At 69.6% G+C, this 20,180-nt stretch carries 15 protein-coding genes; 9 read left to right on the top strand and 6 right to left on the bottom strand.

Features of this window, described 5'->3' with window-relative positions; all coding sequences use genetic code 11:
* Positions 1-31: 31 nt before the first annotated feature.
* Both ACOJUJ_RS28335 and ACOJUJ_RS28330 read right to left on the bottom strand, forming a co-directional pair.
* A complete protein-coding gene (locus ACOJUJ_RS28335; RefSeq protein ID WP_420130292.1) occupies positions 32-844 on the bottom strand; it encodes a hypothetical protein in 813 nt (270 codons plus the stop codon).
* Positions 845-855: 11 nt separating this feature from the next.
* Positions 856-1,773, bottom strand: a complete 918-nt coding sequence (locus ACOJUJ_RS28330; protein WP_420130291.1) for a DUF2383 domain-containing protein — start codon at positions 1,771-1,773, stop codon at positions 856-858.
* 591 nt (positions 1,774-2,364) lie between these two features.
* On the opposite strand from ACOJUJ_RS28330, the gene ACOJUJ_RS28325 reads away from it, so the two are divergent.
* From ACOJUJ_RS28325 to ACOJUJ_RS28310, 4 genes are all read left to right on the top strand, one after another.
* Positions 2,365-2,877, top strand: a complete 513-nt coding sequence (locus tag ACOJUJ_RS28325; RefSeq protein ID WP_420130290.1) for an LEA type 2 family protein — start codon at positions 2,365-2,367, stop codon at positions 2,875-2,877.
* Positions 2,878-3,022: 145 nt separating this feature from the next.
* A complete protein-coding gene (locus tag ACOJUJ_RS28320) occupies positions 3,023-4,123 on the top strand; it encodes a DHH family phosphoesterase (protein ID WP_420130289.1) in 1,101 nt (366 codons plus the stop codon).
* A 207-nt stretch (positions 4,124-4,330) separates the two neighbouring features.
* Entirely contained in the window at positions 4,331-4,663 is a 333-nt protein-coding gene (locus ACOJUJ_RS28315; protein WP_420130288.1) for a hypothetical protein, read from the top strand.
* Positions 4,656-5,645, top strand: coding sequence for a hypothetical protein (locus ACOJUJ_RS28310; RefSeq protein ID WP_420130287.1), 990 nt, complete (start codon positions 4,656-4,658; stop codon positions 5,643-5,645). The genes ACOJUJ_RS28315 and ACOJUJ_RS28310 overlap by 8 nt, the downstream gene beginning before the upstream one ends.
* Positions 5,646-5,925: 280 nt before the next feature.
* Here ACOJUJ_RS28310 and ACOJUJ_RS28305 read toward each other — a convergent pair whose 3' ends face one another.
* The 3 genes from ACOJUJ_RS28305 to ACOJUJ_RS28295 all read right to left on the bottom strand — a co-directional run bounded on the left by ACOJUJ_RS28305 (position 5,926) and on the right by ACOJUJ_RS28295 (position 9,609).
* The gene (locus tag ACOJUJ_RS28305) at positions 5,926-6,216 is read right to left on the bottom strand and encodes a hypothetical protein (RefSeq protein WP_420130286.1); all 291 of its coding nucleotides are present in this window, start codon (positions 6,214-6,216) and stop codon (positions 5,926-5,928) included.
* 533 nt (positions 6,217-6,749) lie between these two features.
* Complete coding sequence (locus tag ACOJUJ_RS28300; RefSeq protein ID WP_420130285.1) at positions 6,750-9,110, bottom strand: prolyl oligopeptidase family serine peptidase; 2,361 nt, start codon at positions 9,108-9,110, stop codon at positions 6,750-6,752.
* Positions 9,111-9,309: 199 nt separating this feature from the next.
* Positions 9,310-9,609, bottom strand: coding sequence for a YhbY family RNA-binding protein (locus ACOJUJ_RS28295; RefSeq protein ID WP_420130284.1), 300 nt, complete (start codon positions 9,607-9,609; stop codon positions 9,310-9,312).
* A 557-nt stretch (positions 9,610-10,166) separates the two neighbouring features.
* Between ACOJUJ_RS28295 and ACOJUJ_RS28290 the strand changes: the two genes are divergently transcribed.
* The 5 genes from ACOJUJ_RS28290 (at position 10,167) to ACOJUJ_RS28270 (ending at position 18,897) form a co-directional block, all read left to right on the top strand.
* Positions 10,167-12,233, top strand: coding sequence for a putative bifunctional diguanylate cyclase/phosphodiesterase (locus ACOJUJ_RS28290; protein WP_420130283.1), 2,067 nt, complete (start codon positions 10,167-10,169; stop codon positions 12,231-12,233).
* Between the two features lie 557 nt (positions 12,234-12,790).
* Positions 12,791-14,821: a putative bifunctional diguanylate cyclase/phosphodiesterase gene (locus tag ACOJUJ_RS28285; RefSeq protein ID WP_420130282.1), complete on the top strand. Its 2,031-nt coding sequence runs from the start codon at positions 12,791-12,793 to the stop codon at positions 14,819-14,821.
* Positions 14,822-14,888: 67 nt separating this feature from the next.
* Positions 14,889-15,113, top strand: a complete 225-nt coding sequence (locus tag ACOJUJ_RS28280) for a DUF4160 domain-containing protein (protein WP_420130281.1) — start codon at positions 14,889-14,891, stop codon at positions 15,111-15,113.
* Entirely contained in the window at positions 15,094-15,516 is a 423-nt protein-coding gene (locus ACOJUJ_RS28275; RefSeq protein WP_420130280.1) for a DUF2442 domain-containing protein, read from the top strand. Before ACOJUJ_RS28280 ends, ACOJUJ_RS28275 begins: the two co-directional genes overlap by 20 nt.
* A 345-nt stretch (positions 15,517-15,861) precedes the next feature.
* Complete coding sequence (locus tag ACOJUJ_RS28270; protein ID WP_420130279.1) at positions 15,862-18,897, top strand: PAS domain S-box protein; 3,036 nt, start codon at positions 15,862-15,864, stop codon at positions 18,895-18,897.
* Between the two features lie 410 nt (positions 18,898-19,307).
* Here ACOJUJ_RS28270 and ACOJUJ_RS28265 read toward each other — a convergent pair whose 3' ends face one another.
* The gene (locus tag ACOJUJ_RS28265; RefSeq protein WP_420130278.1) at positions 19,308-20,144 is read right to left on the bottom strand and encodes a hypothetical protein; all 837 of its coding nucleotides are present in this window, start codon (positions 20,142-20,144) and stop codon (positions 19,308-19,310) included.
* Positions 20,145-20,180 lie beyond the last annotated feature (36 nt).

Raw genomic sequence — 20,180 nt, 5'->3', positions numbered from 1 at the left:
GCCTCCATCCTGCATTCCGCTGCAGCCGCGATCAGATGGGCGCGGGGAGCGGGTCGCGCCCGTAGCCGTAGCCACCCGGCTCGTCGTGCGGCGGATACGAATCGGCGTCGTGCAGCGGCATGCCGTCGTACTCGCCGCGCGTACGGTCGTAGTCCACGACGCCAGCCTGGTACTCGCCGCGCGGACGGTCGTACGAGACGCTGGCCTGCATGTTGAGCCCAGCCTCGTCGCCCGAGTACGCATCATCGTACCCGAAGCTCTCCTCGCGGCGGCCGCGCTTGAACAGGCGGCGGCGCGGACGGCTCTCCTGCGCCGCAAGCAGTTCCGCTTCCTGGCGGTTGGCCACGTCCATCAGCCGCCGGGCACGGCGCTCCCAGGTGCGGGCGCGCTCCTCCCAGTGTTGGCCGTGCTGCCGCTCGCGGTCAAAGTCCACCGCGTAGCGCCGCACCGCCGGCGTAGGCGCGTCGTCATCATCGTCGCGCTCGCCCGTGAGAAAGCCCAGGATGAGGCCCGCCAGAAACACGCCGCCGATGATGGGATACGGGTTCTCGCGCGCCTTGCGGCGCACGGGGGCCATCACGTCCAGCTTCTCCTCCACCTGCTCCTTCTTGCGGAGAAGCGACTCCTCGATCTGCCCGATGGTGTCGGACATGCGGGCGCGGGTCTGCTCGATCTGCAGGCGCGCCAGCTCGGGGTCGTCCACCTGCGCAATGACCCCGGGCGCCGCGGCGTGCGTGGTTTCGGGGAGCAGGTGGTCGGTGTCGGTAATGCGCGGCGCCGCGCCCCCGGCCAGGGCCGTGTCGGGCGTAAGATCGTCGTCGCGGGTCACGTTCAGTTCAGCCATGGGTCCTCCCGTTAGCGAAGCAGTCGGCCGATGACGAATCCGGCGATCCCGGCGATCAGCAGCGTCTGCAGCGGCTGCGCGTTGAACCGCTGCTCAAAGGTGTCGCCGGCGTTGCCCGCCAGCGCCTGCGCCTTGCCGCGCAGGTCAGCCGTCCGCGACCCACCCGCGGGGTAGCCGTCGTAGCCTTCCGAATATCCGGCGCTCCCCGCGGTCGTGCGGTCCGTGAGCCCGGCAATGCGGTTGCGCACGGCGTCCACGCCGCCCGACACCCGCTCGCGCGCGGTGCCGGCCACGTCGGCCACCCGCTCCCGCGCCGTACCCGCCACGTCCACCACCCGCTCACGCGCCGTTCCCGCCACATCGGCCACGCGCTCGCGGGCCGCGTCCAGCTTGTGCCCCGCGACCGCCGCCTTTTCGCGCGCCATGTCGATGGCGTCCAGGGCGGCGTTCTCGTCCTTGCCCAGCACGTCGCTCACCCAGCGAAAGTGACGCTCCTCGTCCAGCGCGCAGGCGTCGACCACACGCTTGATGTGGGTAGGCCACGCATTGGCCCTTGAGGCGTACGAGTCGTACTTGCTGCGCACCTGCAGCTCGTTGGTGCGAAACGCCATCAGCACGCCCTTGTCGCCGGCCAGGCCGCCCAGGCTCTGCAGCGCCAGCTTGAACGGACCGGTGGCGTGCGGGTGGTTCTTGGGCGTGCCGCCCAGGTCGGCGATCAGCTCGTTCAGCTCGCGGATGTGCCGCTCGTGGTCGCGCCGGAACCCCGCGATCTGGTCTGCGTGGTCGCGGTCGTTAAGCTTTTCCATCGCGATCTGGTACGCGCCTACCGCGTCATGGTCGAGCTGGAGCAGGTCGTTGAGACCTTCCAGGATCTCGGCCGTGGCCGGCGGCGCGTGCCCCGCGTCGAGGCGCGTCGTGTCGGTGTCCACCGCTCCCTCCTTGGCGTGTCAGTGCTCCCGTTGCCTGCCCGGCGCTCTCATGCCGTCCGGGGAGGGCGCGGGTATGCACACACCGTTCCAGCGCGGGCTCCAGGGATTCTCGCGCTTTTTCGAGGAGCGCCGCGCGCCGCGTAGGCTGGTTCAACGGGGATGTGAGCATGTCCCTGGGGTCGGGATGGGATCGGCGGAGCCGCTTGGATCCGCGGCTCGTGGAAGCAGACCGAACTGCGTCCGCCGGGGTGCCCCTCCCCCGGCCCCTCCCCGCTCGTTCCTCGCGGAGAGGGGAGAAGTTCGATCGCTTCGGCAAGGTGCGTCGCACCTCCCTCCCCCGCGCAGTTTTCGGGGGAGGGCCGGGGAGGGGGGCGCCCACCATTTCACTCCTTACCCTCCGAAGCACTCCGTCCCCAGCCCCACATCCAACCTCCCCCGGCAGCATCGCGAGAAGGTAGGCGAGTGTGCTCGCCCGGAGCCCATCCGAAGGACCCCGCACCCGGCCCTCTCCTTGCACAAGGTGACGCCCGGACCATCGCGCGCGTCCACGGGGTACGACGCGACAACCACTTGCAGGGGAGCCGGGATACGATGAGAACCGCGGTAAGGGCGGCGTTTCTGCCGCTGATGGCGATTGCCCTTTCCGGATGCGCCGGCATGGGGCTGGAGCAGGTGCTGCAGGCACCCACGTTCCAGGTGGACGGAAGGCAGCAGGCGCAGCTGCGGCTGCTGGGCCCCAGCCTGCAGAACCCGCTGGGCGGCGCCGCGGTGCGGCTGTACGCGCGCGTCGGCAACCCCAACCCCGTCGGGCTTACGCTCACCCGCCTGGTCGGGCAGCTGCAGCTGTCGGGGAACAACGCCGCGCGCGTCGATTTTCCGCTCGGCGTGCCGCTGCAGGCGGGCGGCGAGACGGTGGTGCCCATCGAGATCGCCATCAACTTCAACGACCTGCCCGGCCTGGCCAACGTGGTGCGCAACGCAATCGGGGGGCAGCCGATCAACTATGCGCTCAATGGTACCGTGGGCGTGGACGCCGGCCTGCTGGGTCAGCCCAGCTTTGGGCCCATGACGCTTCTTACGGGCGAGTTGCGCGCGACGCGCTGAACTGCCGGAATAAGGAATAGCGGGCGACGAGCGGGCGGCATCGCACCCCGCGTCGGGACCGTGAAATGGGACGGTTCACCTCGATTGCGGGGTGGACCGTTCCGTGCGTTCGGACGGGTCCTTCTTTGCACCCGACGAAGCGACGATGACGATCTCTGATTCACCTCCGCTGCCGCTGGAACAGGCGCTGGGGCCGGCGCGCGAGCGGGCGGCGGCGTTCCTGCGCGCACTTCCATCCACCGCGCGCATCGTTGTCTTTTGCCACTTCGACGCGGACGGACTGGCGACGGGGGCGCTGTTCGGGCGCGGGTTGGCGCGGATGGGATTCAGCGACGTGCGGGTGGTGCACTCGGACCGCGGCGAGAACGCGTTCTCCGCCGGCGCGCGGCAGCGGCTGGCGGCGCTGCGGCCGGACGCGCTGATCGTCACCGACCTGGGCGTCGATCGCGCCGGCGTCCTTCCCGGCGTGCCGACGCTGTACGTGGACCACCACCGGCCGGACGGCGAGCCGGACGACGCGGCCTCCACCGTCGTGCTGGCGTACGGCTGGGATCCGATCCCGGCCTCCGCGTGGCTGGCGTACGATCTGCTGTCACCGCTGGTGCAGGTCGATGACCTGGCCTGGATCGCGGCGGTGGGGACCATCAGCGACCTGGGCGAAAAGGCGCCGTGGGATGCGCTGCCGGCCATCCGCAAGCAGTGGAGCGGCAAGTGGCTGCGCGAGGCGGTGTCGCTGGTGAACGCCGCCCGGCGCGGCAGCGCCTTTGACGTGGGCACGCCGCTGCGGATGCTGATGGAGGCGGACGGCCCCCGTGCCATCGCCGAGGACGACGCGCTGGGCGCCGATCGGCTCCGCGCCTACCGGGCTGAGGTGCAGGCGGAACTGGCGATCGCGCGCAAGCAGGCGCCGATGTTTTCCGCGGACCAGCCGTGGGCGCTGGTCCCCATCGACAGCGGGTGCCAGATCCACCCGCTGATCGCGCAGCAGTGGCGAACGCGGCTGCCCAAGTTCGCGGTGATCGCCGCCAACCGGGGCTACCTGCCGGGGGTGGTGGCGTTCAGCGCGCGGACGCAGCGCACGGACCTGGTGCTCCCCACCCTGCTGCGCGCGCCCGACGTGGGCGCGGACGACGAAGCCAGCTACGGACGCGGGCACGACCAGGCCAGCGGCGGCCACCTGCCGCGCGCGCAGTTCAACCGCCTGATGGACGCGCTGGGCTTCGACGCGCGGGCGCAGGTCGGATAACGAGCACGGCCCCGCAAGCACATCATCCAAACGCAGCCTGCCCGCCCGACGCGGGCGGGCTGCTCGCTTTTACGCTGGAACAGATCCGGGAAATCTGAAATTCCCGCCCATCCATCTCCGTACGTCACGTGGCCGGGAGAAGGAAGCGTCCCCGCCCCACGCCGGCGTTGGCACGTACGGTTCATTCTCTACTTCCGGGAGACTCCCATGGCTGATGATGCGGATCGCGCGGCTGTCGCGCGCAGGCTGGTGAGCATGCGGTACCCCATCGACAATCCCGAACTCGACGTCTCGAAGACGCTCAACGATACGTTCGAGCAGATCGCGACGGCAGACTTCTACAACGGACCCGCAGCCAAGTGGGTGCATGTGGAGACCGCGTGGGAGTGGCTCCCGGTGCAGTTTAAGGAGTTTGCCAAGATCAAGACCGTCCGCGACATGGGCAAGCTCTGCTTTATCCACCTCAAGGCCAAGCCCGTCGGTCCCGAGGCCGTGATGCACTCCATCTTTGATGAGGAGAACGGAGGGGACGATGCATAGGCGCACAACTCTTCTGGTGGTGCTCGCGACACTCAACGGTGTTTCGCTGGCCGCCCAGCCCACGAGCGGCGGCGCTGCGGCCACACCGGCCCTTCCCCCTGCCCCCACGGCTCCGGCCGCACAGGAGGAAGAGGAGAACGACTCACCCTTCGACTTCAGCTTCGGCCCGCAGGAGGATGGAAGCGTGGGTGCCGTCCTCAAGGGAAGCGAATTTTATCCGTTGGGCGGGCGCATCGTTAACATCGGGCTGATCTCCCCGTTCGTAGGGCTGGAGGTGGATGCCGGGTGGAACAACGACCCGGACGCGCTGGGCAATGCCTCCTTTTCGTTGAAGCCGGCGTTCACGCTGTCGTCTTTGACGCAGCACAACGGCGCCCCGAACACAACCGGGCCGTGGCTGTACGTGTTCGCGGACGGCCGGGCGCGGTTTGGCCGGTTCAAGGAAGAGGGTGAGGAAGAGCCGGGCGAGGTGAACCAGATGATGCTGGGCGGCGGCGCACAGTTCCGCTGGACCACGGCGGACGGGATCTACGCATGGCTCCCCAAGAAGCGGCGGCCGACGCAGCTGCTGGAGCCGCCTTCGCTCACGTTCACGTACTACACGGTCCAGAGCACCAAGGCGGATAACGACGCCATCCTGCCGGACGGAGTCACCGCCGACGTGGTGCAGGCCACGCTGCGGTCAGAACTGATCATTCCGCTCCTGGGGTGCACGACGCGCAACGTCCCTCCTCCGAAGGACGCAGGCCCGTTTCCAGGAGGCGGATGGACCACTACCTGTCCGTTCACCCTGGACGCCCGGCTCACCGCGACGCAACCCACTACGGGAGACGGCGAGGCGGAGTTCCTGGCCGACGTCGGGATCGTTTTCGAGAGCGGAGGCAAGCTAAAGCCCGTCGTCCGGTACCGGTCCGGCGCGGAGCACGGGCTGGAGTATGACCGCCAGCTCCTGCTGGGCGTGCTCTGGGAGTTCGTCAAGTAGCGACCAACCGGCAGATATGAAAACGAGCAACGGAGCGCCCCCCAGCGCTCCGTTGCTCGTATCACCCCCCTCATCCCTTCAACTGCTCCCCGGGCTCTCGTCCCCCAACGAAAGGCACCGGGGCCCTGCTCCCCACCCCACCCTCCGTCTTCCGCCCCCTCAAACGGAAGCCGGCCCCCACAAAATCCCCCCCCACGTACAACCCACCCCCATCCAGCAACCACACCCCCCTCCAACCCGACCCGGCAACCACTCCCGCGGCAGACACCTTACGCGAACTTCATACCTCGCGTCCCGTGCCGGCCAGGATTCCTACGGCGCGGTAGCACTTGTGGCAGTACAGCGCCGCCGCGTATTCGCCTTCAGGGTGCGTCACCGACGCGAACCCGTTGGGATCGATCTCCGGCTCGATAAAGGCCAGGACCTCGATGTTGTCCGGGCCGCACAGCGGGCACGGGACGTTCGACGGGTCCTTGCGATAGGCCATCAGCAGCTCGAGCGCCTCGGCGTCGGTGAACGGCCCCTTGGGCTGCGGCAGGGCCTCGGCCAGTTCCTTCGCGATCCGGTTCATCTGCCCCTCCTCAGGGAATCTGTCAGGGTCGTCTGCCGATCCGTTCGGTTCGATCTTGCGTGCCGTTCGTTAAAGCAACCCCCATGCCACGAACCCGAGCCGGTAAGTACAACCAGAGCAACGAATTACATGCCCCCTTACCGTTCCTCCAGACGCCGGGACTCCAAAGCAAACGCCGGGCCAACAGTATCCATGTGCACCACCCGGCGGGTGCAGCTTTGCTCTCCAGAGCACATAATGAACACCGTCCATCGAAAACACAAGGACGTTAAATGCGCGGTTGATTGAGGTAGCAGTCTGCCCGCATGGCGTATAGAGTGCTCCGTATCGGGACTGAGCCCCTGCATGATGCTTTGCAGATGTACGTCGGGAACCGTGTGCCAACCGCTAAGCCGCTGTGCCACCATCAGTTTCCCCACAGTCCATCCCACCTCCCCATCCTGTCTTCAGCGGATGAACGACGAGAGCGGCAGGCTTTCGCCCGCCGCTCCCGGATCCACCACACCATCACACCATCACACCATCACACCCGCTCACCTGCCCGCCACGGGGTTCGCCGCCGGCAGCGGAGGCGAGTCCGGCCGCAGCGTGCGCTCGAACAGCTCGTAGATGCGGCGGTACTCGTCCGCCCACGAGTCCGCGCGGACAAAGGCGTGGTCCTCCACGGGGTAGACGGCCAGCTCCCAGTTGGTCTTGCCCAGCTCGATCAGCCGCTGCGTAAGGCGCACCACGTCGCTAAAGTGCACGTTGGTGTCCACCATGCCGTGGGCGATCAGCAGGTCGCCGCGCAGCCCCTCGGCAAAGTAGATGGGCGACGAGCGGCGGTACGCCAGCGTATCTACGTGCGGCAGGTTCAGAATGCGGCTGGTGTACCCGTGGTTGTAGTGCGGCCAGTCCGTCACCGAGCGCAGCGCGGCGCCGCTGCGGAAGACGTCGGCGTGGTTGAACATGCCCATCAGGGTGATGAATCCGCCGTACGAGCCGCCGTACAGGCCCACGCGGCGCGCATCCACCCCCTCGTTCTGCACCAGCCAGCGGGCGGCGTCCACGTGGTCGCTCATGTCCTTGCCGCCCATGTAGCGGTAGATGCCGGTGCGCACCGCCGCGCCGTAGCCCGCGGAGCCGCGGTAGTCCACGTCCATCACCGTGTACCCGCGCGAGGCCAGCAGGTGGTGGAACATGTACTCGCGAAAGTACGTGCTCCAGCCGCGGTGGGCGTTCTGCAGGTACCCGGCGCCGTGGACGAACAGCACCGCGCCGCCGTGCGGCTGTGCGCCCAGCTCGCGCGGCCGGTAGATGCGGGCGTACACCGTCTGCCCGTCGCCGGCGCGAAAGGTGACCACCTCGGGCTTAATCCAGGGCCCGCGGCGAAACTCGGCGGTGCGCGACTCCGTCACCTGCACGGGCTGCGCGCCCGGCTGCGCCGGCATCAGGTACAGCTCCGGGGGCGTGTTGGCGGTGGAGTGCAGCAGCGCCAGCGTACGCCCGTCGGGCGAGAGCGTGCCTTCGGTCCACCCCTGCAGCGCCGTGACCCGCGTGCGCGCGCCGCCGTTGACGGGGACGGTGTAGACCGCGCGCTCGCCGGGGTGCGTCTCACTGGTGGTGAGAAAAAACGTCTGCCGGTCGGGGGCCAGGGTGACGTTCGTCACCTCCCACGCGCCAGAGGTGACCGGCGTGGCGCGGCCGCCGGTGGCCGGCATGGTGTACAGGTGCGCGTAGCCGGTGCGCTCGGACATGAAGTACACGCGGTCGTTGTTCACAAAGCCGGCCGTGTACAGCCCCGGGCCGCCCACCCAGGCCGTATCGCGCAGAGCGTCCACCTGCGTGACCTTTGCGTCCGGACCCACCACGTACAGCCAGCGGTCCTTGAAGTCGGAGGGGATGCCGATCAGCAGCGCGCGGTCTTCGGTGGGTGCCCACTCGCCGCCCTCGAACGTGACCTTGCGGGCGCGCTGCGCGCTGTCCACCTGCACCCAGGTGAGCGAGTGCGTCTGCAGGTCCAGCATGGCGGCGCGGTTCACGCCTTCTACGTCGCCCACCTTGGTGCGCACGTTCATCGGCTCGGTGTAGCCGCTCTCCGTAACCCAGAAGGGTACGACGGTCTGCTGCTGGCCTTCCACGCGGTCGGCGACGGTCAGCAGCACGTAGCGGCCGCTGGGCGACACGTCCCAGTAGTCGATCGACGCGTTCTTGCCGATGTAGACGGGGCGCACCTCGGTGCGGATGGAATCCTGCCGCTCGCGTGCCTCGCGCGCCTCCACGCGGTCGCGGATCACGTCGAACAGCTCCGTCTGCTGCCGCCGCAGGTTGCCGCGCTGCCCTTCAAGGCTGGGGTCGCGCGGCGCCACGTCGGCGCGGATGTCGGTAAGCTGGCGCAGCGGGCCGCCATCCACCGACGTCGCGTAGATGTTGTTGTTGCTGAACCAGTAGACGGTGCGCCCGTCCGCCGACAGCTCCGGCCCGGTTTCGCGCGCCGGCGTCTGGGTAATGCGCCGCTCGTTGCCGTTCACGTCCGCCACGTACACGTCGCCCAGGCGGGCGAACGCGCGGCGGGTGCGGCTGGCGTCCCAGCTTCCGGCCGTCACCGGGGCCATGCGGTCGGCCACGGAGTCCGCCAGCATCTCCGGAGTGCCGCCCGTGGCGGGGACGCGCCAGGTGTGCGGCAGCGTGTCGCGGGCCTCGGGGGCGCGCCAGCGGAAGTAGACCCAGCGGCCGTCCTCCGAAAAGCGCACGTCCTCGGGCGAGCGGCCCACCAGGTCGGGGCCGCGCATGATGTTGCGGACGGAAAGGTCGAAGCCGTTCGCGGTGGTCTGCGCCTGGCCCGGCGCCGCGGCCAGCGCCGTGGCGAGCGCGCAGAACGCGGCCGGTCCGCGCAGCAGAGTGCGGATCATCATCCCGGGGAACTCGGGTGTGGGGAAGGGTGCGTGCTAACGGTTTAGCAGTTTACGTCGCCGCGCCGCAACCTTCAAGGCGGCGGACGGGAGGGACGGGCCTCACACAGAGTCAACGGAGTGGATGTTCGTCGATGACTCCATCAAGCCCGCCACCCCGGCGTGTGAGGCCATCTCCTTTTTCAGTGGATGACGATCGCCGTCAGTCCGGAAGCCTGATCTCGGGCTTGTCGGGATGCCGGCGATAGAGCACGCCGATGCGGCCGATGGCCTGCACCGCCACCGCGCCCTCGATGCGCTCCGCCAGCATCTGCGCGCCCTCGCGGGCCTTCATGGGCGCGGCTTCCAGGATCCTGACCTTGAGCAGCTCGCGGGTGTTGAACGCCTCTTCCAGCGAGCGCACCGTCTGGTCCGTGATCCCCTCCTTGCCAACGAACACCACGGGGTTCAGGTGATGCGCCAGCGACTTGAGGTGCGCGCGCTGCCTGGGGGTGATCTCCACGGCCGGATCCGCTTCTCTGGTGGGTTGATGGATGTTGTCCTTCGCGCAGCAAGATAGCGGCCCACGCGCCGCTTGGCAGGAGCCGCCCGGCTGAATGCTCCGGAGATTGGGGAGCGGGATGGTGAGCCGCCCCCCTCCCCGGCCCTCCCCCGCAAACTGCGCGGGGGAGGGAGAACGGCACAAGCAAGTCGCAGCGCGATCGACTTCTCCCCTCTCCGTGAGGAACGAACGGAGAGGGGGGCGGGGGAGGGGCACCCGTCGGGCGCCAGTTCGATGTATGCCGCCGATCCGGAGATCCCGCAACCACGGCCTCCCCTCTCCGTGAGGAACGAACGGGGAGGGGCCGGGGGAGGGGCACTCCGCCGCCGCAAACCAGTTCCAGCCGGTTACTCTCCAGGCCGCTTGCCGGTGACGAAATTTTCCAAGATTCGTTTCCAGATGGGCGCGCGCGTGCTATTGTTTCAGCCGGCCAACCGGGAATCCCGCCGTCCCCGTTCACCCGCTCGTTTGCCCGAGAGCGGCGCCACACGACGCATCGCGCCCCATCCACCAGCCTGATGATCTACTCGCTGCTTCCCGCGGACCAGAACGCCACGCCGGGCTCGCCCGCGCGCGACGCCCTGCGGGAGAGCGAGGCGTACTTTCGCTCGCTGGTAGAGAACGCGCGCGACGTCATCCACGTTCTCAACCCCGACCGCACCACCCGCTACATCACGCCGTCCGTAAAGCGCCTGCTGGGGTGGGAGCCGGAGGAGCTCATTGGCCGCAGCGTGCTGGAGATCGTGCACCCCGACGACCTGGAGCCCGCGCTGGACGAGCTGCGCAGGTCGCGCGGCACCACGGGCCCGGGGCTGCCGATCGAGATCCGGGTGCGGCACAAGGACGGCTCGTGGCGCATCTTTGAGGGGGTCATGCGCAACCTGCTGGACGACCCGGTGGTGCACGGCGTGGTGGTCAACTCGCGCGACATCACCGCGCGGCGCCAGCGCGAGGAGCAGGTGCGGCGGCTGGCGGCCATCCCGCAGGAAAGCCCCAATCCCATCATCGAGTGCGACCTGTCGGGCCACCCCACCTACGTGAACCCCGCGGCGGAAGCGCTGCTGGCCGAGATGCGGCTGGAGTCGCCGCTGCGGCTGCTCCCCGCGGACCACGCGCGCATCGTACGGGGGTGCATCGGGAGCGGGCAGGGCGCGCGGGGGATCGAGGCGCCGGTGGGCGCGCGCGTGCTCTCGTGGACGTACCACCCGCACGCCGCGCTGGGCGCCGTGCACGTGTTTGGCGAAGAGGTGACGGAGCGCAAGCGAGTAGAGGGCCGGCTGCTGCACCAGGCGCAGCACGACCCGCTCACCGGCCTTCCGAATCGCCACCTGTTCATGGAGCGTCTGGGCGCGGCCCTGCTGCGCTACCACCAGGGCGAGGGCAGCCTGTTCGCCGTGCTGTTCCTCGATCTTGATCGCTTCAAGGTGGTGAACGACTCGCTGGGCCACCACGTGGGCGACGAGCTGCTGCAGGTGGTGGGCGACCGGCTGCGTGCCTGCGTGCGCACCAGCGACACCGTGGCGCGCTTTGGCGGCGACGAGTTCGCGGTGCTGCTGGAGGAGCTGGATGACCTGGACGAGGCCACGCAGATCGCCGAACGGCTGGGGCAGGCCGTGGCCGCGCCCATCAACCTGAGCGGCTACGAGGTGTTCAGCTCCGCCAGCATCGGCATCGCGCTCTGCTCGGGGGGGATGGAGCGGCCCGAGTACCTGCTGCGCAACGCCGACGTGGCCATGTACCGCGCCAAGGGGCTGGGCGCCAGCCGGTACGAGGTGTTCGACCGCACCATGCACGCACAGGCGCTGGAGCGGCTGCAGATGGAAACGGACCTGCGCCGCGCCCTGCAGCGCGGCGAGTTTCGCCTGCGCTACCAGCCCATCGTCTCGCTGACGCGGGGAACGATCACGGGTGTGGAGGCGCTGCTGCGCTGGGAGCACATGGAGCGTGGCCTTACCTCGCCCGGCGACTTTATCCCCGTGGCCGAGGAAACGGGCCTCATCCTGCAGCTGGGCGCGTGGGCGCTCACGGAGGCGTGCCGGCAGCTGGCGGAGTGGCGGCGCGAGTTTCCGGGCGCGCGCATCGCGCTGAGCGTGAACCTGTCGGCCAAGCAGTTTGGCCAGGCGGACCTGGTGCAGCGCATCCGCGCCGCGCTGGACGACGCCGGTCTGGACCCGCGCCACCTGAAGCTGGAGATCACCGAGAGCGCCATCATCGACCACCCCGGCAGCGCGGGCGCCATGCTGCGGCAGCTCAAGCAGCTGGGGATCCAGGTGCAGATGGACGACTTTGGCACCGGCTACTCGTCGCTCAGCTCGCTGCACTCGCTGCCTCTGGACGGCCTTAAGATCGACCGCAGCTTCGTAAGCCGCATGGTCGAGGACCGCGCGACCATGCAGATGGTGCGGACGATCGCGCTGCTGGCGCGCGCCATGGACCTGGCCGTGATCGCCGAGGGGGTGGAAACGCAGGCGCAGCTGGACGAGGTGCGCGCCATGGGCTGCGACTACGCGCAGGGCTACCTGATCGCGCCCCCGCTGGACCCCGACGGCATCCGCGCAATGCTGGCGGAGGATCCGCGCTGGTAAAGGCCGGGCCTCCGCACGGGGGTTGATGCAGCGCGTTTCAACTGAGGCCGGCGCGCCGACAGCAAGGGCGAATCAATTCGCAGCAACAACTACACAAAGTCCACCTGCGTGGACTCGGCGGCCCGGGTGTGTGCGGCGTCCCACGCCCCTGCGCGTCCGCTACCGGAAGCCCGCCACATCGCACCGGACCGTCTGAATCGAAGCCCCGCGCCGCGGGGCTTTCCGCTTTTCCGGCCGCGGTTCACCCGCCCGGACTGACCGCCGCTCCCACACCATCACACCATCACACCATCACACCATCACACCATCACACCCGCTCACCCGCTCACCCGTTCACCCGTTCACCGTCCTCCCGCACGACATCCTTGCCTCCGCGACGACCACCCCTTATCCTGTCCACCCCGTTCACCTCCCAGACATAATTCCAGTCACCCCAACCATCGACCGCCCATGTCGACCGCTTTGCCGTGCCCGGAATCCTCGTATCCGCCCTGCAGCACTTTGGCGCCTTCGTGTGCGTCTGTGGCCCAACCGGAGCGGGTGCGTGGGAGGGTGGCGTGATCGCGCGCGCCGCGGAGACAGCCGGCGACACGGAGATCCGCGACTCGGTGCACGAGGCGCTGACGGGCAGCGACGGCGTGGGTATCGCCATGTGCGATCGAGACTTACGCTACGTGTTCTGGAACCGGTTCATGGAAGAGATGACGGGCCTTCCGGCGGCGGACGTGCTCGGCCGCAACGCGCTGGAGATGCATCGGCACGCCCGGGATGAGCGGATGGAGGAGGTTCTGGAGCGTGTTCTGAGTGGCGAGTCGGTGTCGCTCCCGGACCAGCGCTACACCGTCCCCGGCGTGCGATCCGGCTGGGTCTGGGTGCAGTACCGGCCGCACCGGGGGCCGGACGGCGCCGTCGCGGGGATCGTCGGCATCGTCCACGACGTCACGGAGCGCAAGCGGGCGGAGGAGGAAAACGAGCGACTGGCCGCCTTTCCGCGCGAAAGCCCCAACCCGGTGCTGGAGTGCGACGCCGCCGGACGCGTGGTCTACGCCAACCCCGCGGCGTCGCGGCTGGCGGCGGAGCTGGGCGCCCGCACCATCGAGCGGGCGCTCCCCGGGCCGGGGCACGCGGACCTGGTGCGCGGCGCGCTGGCCAGCGGCGCGGCCGTGCGGTCGGTGGAGGTCAAGGTGGATGGCCGCGTCCTTTCCTGGTCGTACCATCCGCACGCCGCGCTGGGCCTGGTTCACCTGTTCGGCGAGGACGTCACCGCGCGCCGGGGAATGGAGGAGCGGCTGCGGCACGAGGCGCTGCACGACGCGCTGACCGGCCTTTCCAACCGGCGGATGCTGATGGAGCGCCTGTCCGCGGCGCTGGACCGCGGGCGCCGGCGGGGCGGCGGGCCGGCGGTGCTCTTCATGGACCTGGACCGCTTCAAGGTGGTCAACGATTCCCTGGGCCACCCGGTGGGCGACCAGCTGCTCACCGCCGTCGCCGAGCGCCTGCGCCAGTGCGCCACCGACGCAGACACCGTCGCGCGCTTTGGGGGCGACGAGTTCGCGGTGCTGCTGGAAACCGGATCGGCCGAGGCGGCGATGCGAATGGCGGACGCAATCCAGCGCGCGCTGGCGGCGCCGCTGGGGCTGGACGGGTACGAGGTGGTCACCTCCGCCAGCATCGGGATCGCGGTGGCCACGGCGCAGACGGACGGGCCCGAGGCGCTGCTGCGGAGCGCGGACGCGGCCATGTACCGTGCCAAGGCACGCGGCCCCGGCGGCTGCGAGGTCTACGACCGGGCCATGCACGCCAAGGCCCTGGCGCGTCTGCGCACGGAGTCGGAACTGCGCCGCGCGCTGGGCCGCGGCGAGATCACCCCGCACTACCAGCCCATCATCTCGCTCGCGACGGGCCGCATCTCCGGAGTGGAGGCGCTGGCGCGGTGGCGGCACCCGGAGCGCGGCTGGGTGCCGCCGGGGGAGTTCGTGGGCGTGGCGGAGGAAAGCGGCGCCATTCTGGAGCTGGGCCGCCGCGTGCTGCTGCAGGCCTGCCGCGACGCGGAGGCGTGGACGCAGGCGCTGGGCGGCGACATCGGCGTCAGCGTGAACCTGTCCGTCAAGCAGCTGGCGCAGGCCGACCTGGTGGAACAGGTACGCCGCACGCTGGACGAGACCCGGTGCGACCCCGCCCGCCTGCGCCTGGAGATCACCGAAAGCGTGCTGGTGGAGAACGCCGAGGGCGCCGCCAGCACCCTGTCCCGCCTCAAGGAGCTGGGGCTGCGCGTGCTGATGGACGACTTTGGCACCGGCTGGTCGTCGCTTTCCGCGCTGCACCGGCTGCCCGTGGACGGGCTGAAGGTGGACCGTTCGTTCGTGGCCGCCATGGGCCGCGACGGCCGCGCGGGGGAGCTGGTCGCTTCCGTGGTCGCGCTGGCCCACGCCCTTGGCCTGGAGGTGGTCGCGGAAGGCATTGAGCGCCCCGACCAGCTGGCCGGCCTGCGCGCCCTGGGCTGCGACGCCGCCCAGGGCTTTCTCTTCTCCCCCGCCGTCGATGCCCCTTCCCTGCAGCGCCTGCTGGCGTCGGATCGATCCTGGTGAGCCAGCCCTTTACAAACCCAACGACAGGTTATAGACTATGCCCTGCGTAATGAGGATGGACGGGTTCGTGTTCTACATGTACTCCCGTGACCATGGCGTGCCGCACGTGCACGCGGGCCGCGCGGGGGCGTGGTGCGTGATCGGGCTCGGCACCCCGGACAAGCCTCCGTACATCCTGGAAGAAGGAGACATGAAGCCGATCGACGCACGGCGGGCCATATGGATCGTCAACAGCTCCCAGGAGCTTCTTCTCGCGACATGGAGAAAGCACAGTGGCAAGTCTAACGCTTGAGGAGATCGAAGCTGAGATCGACGTCATCCAGGAGCGGATGCGGAGCGAACACCCCGGTGAACCCCGCGTGGTGGCCGCCCGCTACGACCCTGCAACCAGCCGCGTCCTGGTGGAGCTGAGCAACGGCTGCCTGTTCGGCTTCCCCGTATGGATGGTGCCGGGAACGAGCCGCGCCACGCCCGACGAGTTGGAGCGGATCGAGCTCGAGCCGTTCGGCGAGGCGGTGATCTGGTCGGACATCAACGCGGACGTACACGTGACGGGACTGATGCTTTCCGTTCTGAACGTGAAAACCTGGGCTGCAAAGTACATGGGCTCCATCACCTCGCCCGCCAAAGCGGAGGCGTCGCGGGAGAACGGAAAGAAAGGTGGACGTCCCCGGAAGCGTGCCACCGGCGAGTAGCACTGGATACCGCATTTGCGCGTCTGCTCCGGAAGGAATTTCACCCATAGGCGCGAAGAGGAAAGGAGGACTGCGGATAATCCAGGTCCGCCGTGGCTCATCCGTTCCTCCGCGCCTCCGCGTGAACCCCTTTCATTCGCCTGGCACATCGCGCCCCGGACGGGCGAGGAACGGCGGGATTCATGGGTGCGCAGCCTTCGTCTGACCCCGTACCCGTGGGGACACAAAAGTTTCCGCGAGCATTTTCTTTGCACAGTAGCGGGGGGCACGCCTATACTGCGTGCAGGGCACAAAATTCCGGCATTTTCGGCAGCGGCGCGGCCGCGTGCGCGCCCACCCCAGGCCATGACTACCGCCCTTCCGCCCGGCCTGTACCTGCACGACCTCCTTCGCCACCAGGTGGAGGAGCATCTGGGCTCCCTCGACAGCCTTCCCGAGGAGTGGCACCGCTTTCTGCGGGCCGTGGACGCGGAGTACCGCCGCGCCCATGAGCCGGCGGAGCCCGTCGCCAGCGACCTGCTGGACCGCTACGCCCGCCTGCAGAGCGACGTCGCCGAGCTGGACCGCACGGCCGGCGCCCTGCGTGAGAGCGACCGCCAGTTTCGCGAGCTGGCCGAAACCGTCGCCGCAGCCACCTTCGCCTTCCGCGGCACCCGGTTCCTCTACGTCAACGCCGCGGCCGAACAGCTCACCGGCTACACGCGCGACGAGCTGCTGGCCATGCGCTTCTGGGACATCGTGGCGCCCGAGCACCGCGACATGGTGCGCGAACGCGGCCTGGCCCGGCAGCGCGGCGAGCCCGTGCTCAGCCGCTACGAGTTCCGGATCCTGCGCAAGGACGGCGGCGAGCGGTGGGTGGACTACACCGCCAGCCTCATCGAGTACCGGGGCGAGCCCGCGGGGCTGGGCACGGCGTTCGACATCACCGACTACAAGGAGGCCCACACTGCGCTGCAGCGGCAGGCGCTGGTGTTCGACAGCCTGTACGACGCGGTGATGATCACCGACATGGACGGCCGGCTGATGGCGTGGAACCGCGCCGCCGAGCGCGTCTACGGGTGGACCCGCGACGAGGCGCTGGGGCGGGGCGCGGAGCTGTGGCTGGGGCGCGAGGGCGCACACGAGCTCAGCCAGTCGGTGTTCGACGCGCTGGACCGTGAGGGGCGCTGGCAGGGGCAGATCCCCTTTACCCGCAAGGACGGCGCGGCCGGCGTTTCCGAGACGCTGGTGGTGCCCCTGCTGGACGCGCAGGGGAACCGCGTGGGCGCGGTGGGCGTAAACCGCGACGTCACCGACCGCGCCCGGGCCGAGGAGGAGCTGCGGCTGAGCGAGGAGCGCTACCGGCTGATGGTGGCCGGCAGCGAGCAGGTGTTCTTCTACGTCCACGATACCGAGGGCCGCTTCGAGTACCTGTCCCCCTCGCTGCGCAGCGTGCTGGGGTACGACCCGCAGTCGCTCATCGGCAAGCCGTACCACGTGCTGCTGACGCCGGACGAGGCCAACGTGGGGCAGGTGGACGGGGGGACGGCCGACGCCATGCAGGCGCCCGGCGACCTGTCCAACTACAACGCCGAGGTGCGGCACGCGGACGGGCGGATCGTGGTGCTGGAGCTGGCGGAGACGGCGCTGGTGCAGGACGGGCAGGTGCGCGGGGTGCAGGGCTTTGCGCGCGACATCACGCCGCGGCGGGCGGCGGAGCGGGCGCTGCGCGAAAGCGAGGCGCGCTACCGCAAGCTGTTCGAGGAGTCGCGCGACGCCATCTACATGACCACCGTCGACGGGCGGTTCGTGGAGGTGAACCAGGCGCTGGTGGAGATGTTCGGCTACACGCGCGAGGAGCTGCTGGCGGGCACCTCGGGCGACCTGTACGTGAACCCCGCCGAGCGCCAGCGCTTTCGCGACGAGATCACCCGCGCCGGCTTTGTGCGCGACTACGAGGTGCGGCTGCTGCGCCGCGGCGGCGAGCCCATCGACGCCCTGGTCTCCGCCTCCGTGCGCCGCGGGGCGGACGGCAACGTGGCCGGCTTTCAGGGGATCATCCACGACATCACCGAGCGCAAGCGGGCCGAGGCGCAGCTGGCGCACGGCACGCTGCACGACGCGCTGACCGGGCTGCCCAACCGCATTCTGTTCGTGGACCGGCTGCGGCACGCGGCCGAGCGGGTGCGGCGCGGCGACCACGCGGTGGCGGCGGTGCTTTTCCTGGACCTGGACCGCTTCAAGGTGGTCAACGACTCGCTGGGCCACGGCCTGGGCGACCGCATGCTGCGCGAGTGCGCGCTGCGGCTGGAGGCGGCGCTGCGCCCCGGCGACACGCTGGCCCGGTTCGGCGGCGACGAGTTCACCGTGCTGCTGGAGGGGATCGGCGGGCCACGGGAAGCCACGCACGTCGCGGAAAAGCTGCTGGAGGCGATCGGCCGCCCCTTTACCCTCGACGCGCACGAGGTGTTCGCCACGGCCAGCGTGGGGCTGGCGCTGGCCACGCCGGGGGACGAGGACGCCGAAGAGCTGCTGCGCAACGCCGACGCGGCGCTCAGCCGGGCCAAGGTGCTGGGAAAGAACCGCCTGGAGGTGTTTGACCGGGCGATGCACGCCGAGGCCATGTCGCGGCTGCGGCTGGAAAGCGACCTGCGCCGCGCGCTGGAGCGGGGCGAGTTCCGCCTGGCCTATCAGCCGATCGTGACGCTCGACACGGGGCGCATCGACGGATTCGAGGCGCTGCTGCGCTGGAAGCACCCGGAGCGCGGCGAGATCACGCCCGATGGCTTCATCCCCATCGCGGAGGAAACGGGGCTCATCATCCCCCTGGGGTTGTGGACGCTGGAGGAGTGCTGCCGCCAGCTGAAGCGGTGGGGCGAGGCAGGGTACGGGCGGCTCAGCATGTCCGCCAACCTGTCCGCCACGCAGTTTGGCGGGCCCGACCTGGCGGAGCACCTGATGCGCACGCTGGACCAGTGCGGCGTAAGCCCGGACCGCTTCAAGCTCGAGATCACCGAAAGCGTGCTGCTGCAGCACGCGGAGCCGGCGCTGGGCACGCTGCAGCGGCTGCGGGAGATGGGCGTGGTGCTGTGCATCGACGACTTTGGGACGGGATACTCGTCGCTGGGCTACCTGCACCGCTTTCCGCTGGACGTGGTCAAGATCGACCGCTCGTTCGTAAGCCAGATGGACCGCGACGGCCGCAGCGCGCAGCTGGTGCACGCCATTGTGAGCCTTGCGCGCAACCTGCGGGTCAAAGTCGTGGCGGAGGGCGTGGAGACGCGCGAGCAGCTGGCGGCGCTGCGCGGGATGGGGTGCGACTACGCGCAGGGCTTCCTGTTCGCCGAGCCGCTGAACGAGGAGCGGATGGAGCGGATGCTCGCCTCCAACCCGCAGTGGTAGCCGACTGAAGGGAAAGGCTCACGCGGAGGCGCGGAGGGCGCGAAGGCGCGGAGAAACGAAAGAGGATGCAGACGGCTGAATCGCCGGCTGCGTCCTCTTGGGTTTCACCGGATCCGTAGAAAGAGCACCAGTCTTCTGGAAAATGCGGAGGACGGTGTCATACCATCTCCCGGATTTCGATGTGCAGTGAGGGGAACGATTTACACGCGGAGGCGCGGAGAAAACAGAAGAGGCGCGGAGGGAACGCCCCAAACGCCTCCGCGCCTCATCAGTTCTTCCGCGCCTCCGCGTGATGCTTCTCCGTCGTTCCTCTGATTGCACAATGAACTGCGAGAAATGGCATCATTCTGAGCCTCAGAATGACACCGACCGTCCGTACGAGGTGTCGTTGCGGATTCGGCGTGCGGCCATCAGCGGTGCTCGAAGCGCAGGGTCAGCAGCTCCACCGCCCCCGCGGAGCCGGCGGTGCGCGCCAGGCCCAGGCCGTCGCGGTAGTGCGCGCCGGCGCGGATCGGGTCTTCGCCATCGTACGCGATCTCGCCCAGAAGGTGGTGGCACTGCACCTGGCGCAGCACGTCGCCGGCGCGGGCAAAGGCGCGCACCGATTCCGCCAGCCGCGTGCGCGCGTCGTTGCGGCGGCCGCGTGCCAGGTGCGCCAGCGCCAGGGCGAACCCGCCGATCGCGGCCAGGTAGTCGTCCTTCCTCCGCCGCCCCGCCCGCAGCGCCTCCGCCCCGGCATGCTCCGCCTTGAGCAGCTTGCCCAATCCAAGCAGCGCGGCGGAGCGGTTTGCCAGCAGCAGCGTGAGATCCGCATCGTCCATCCCCACCCCCGCCTTCTCCGCCGCGACAATCCCGTCCAGCGCCGCCGGGTAGTCCCCGCGCACCCCCGCCACGACGGCAAGGCCCGTCACGGCCCGGGCGCGGGGAGCCGCTCCGGCATCGCCCTCCAGCACGCGGCGGTAGAGCGACTCCGCGTCGTCCAGACGGCCGGAGAACAGCGCGGCGGCGGCAAGCTCGCCCAGCGCGTCCGCCTCGCCGTCCGCGGAGCCGGCCTCCAGCGCCTGCGCGGCGGCGTGCTCCGCGGCGGAGCGGGCGGCGGCCCAGTCCCCCGCCAGGCGCGCGGCGGCCGCCTGCCCCAGCACGCCGTCCGGCTGGCGCGGGCGCAACGGTGGAAAGAAGCCACCGGGGTACAGCGGCTCGGTCAGGAGCCACGGGGTGGCAAGGAGCACGGGCGCCGCGTGGGGCATGAGACCGATGTCGAGTGGATGATGAATCGTAAACGG

Origin of the sequence: Longimicrobium sp., assembly GCF_048594345.1 — a bacterium.
Taxonomy (GTDB): domain Bacteria; phylum Gemmatimonadota; class Gemmatimonadetes; order Longimicrobiales; family Longimicrobiaceae; genus Longimicrobium.
The sequence above is the reverse complement of the archived record's forward strand: the minus strand, read 5'-3'. Positions and strand labels throughout refer to the sequence as shown.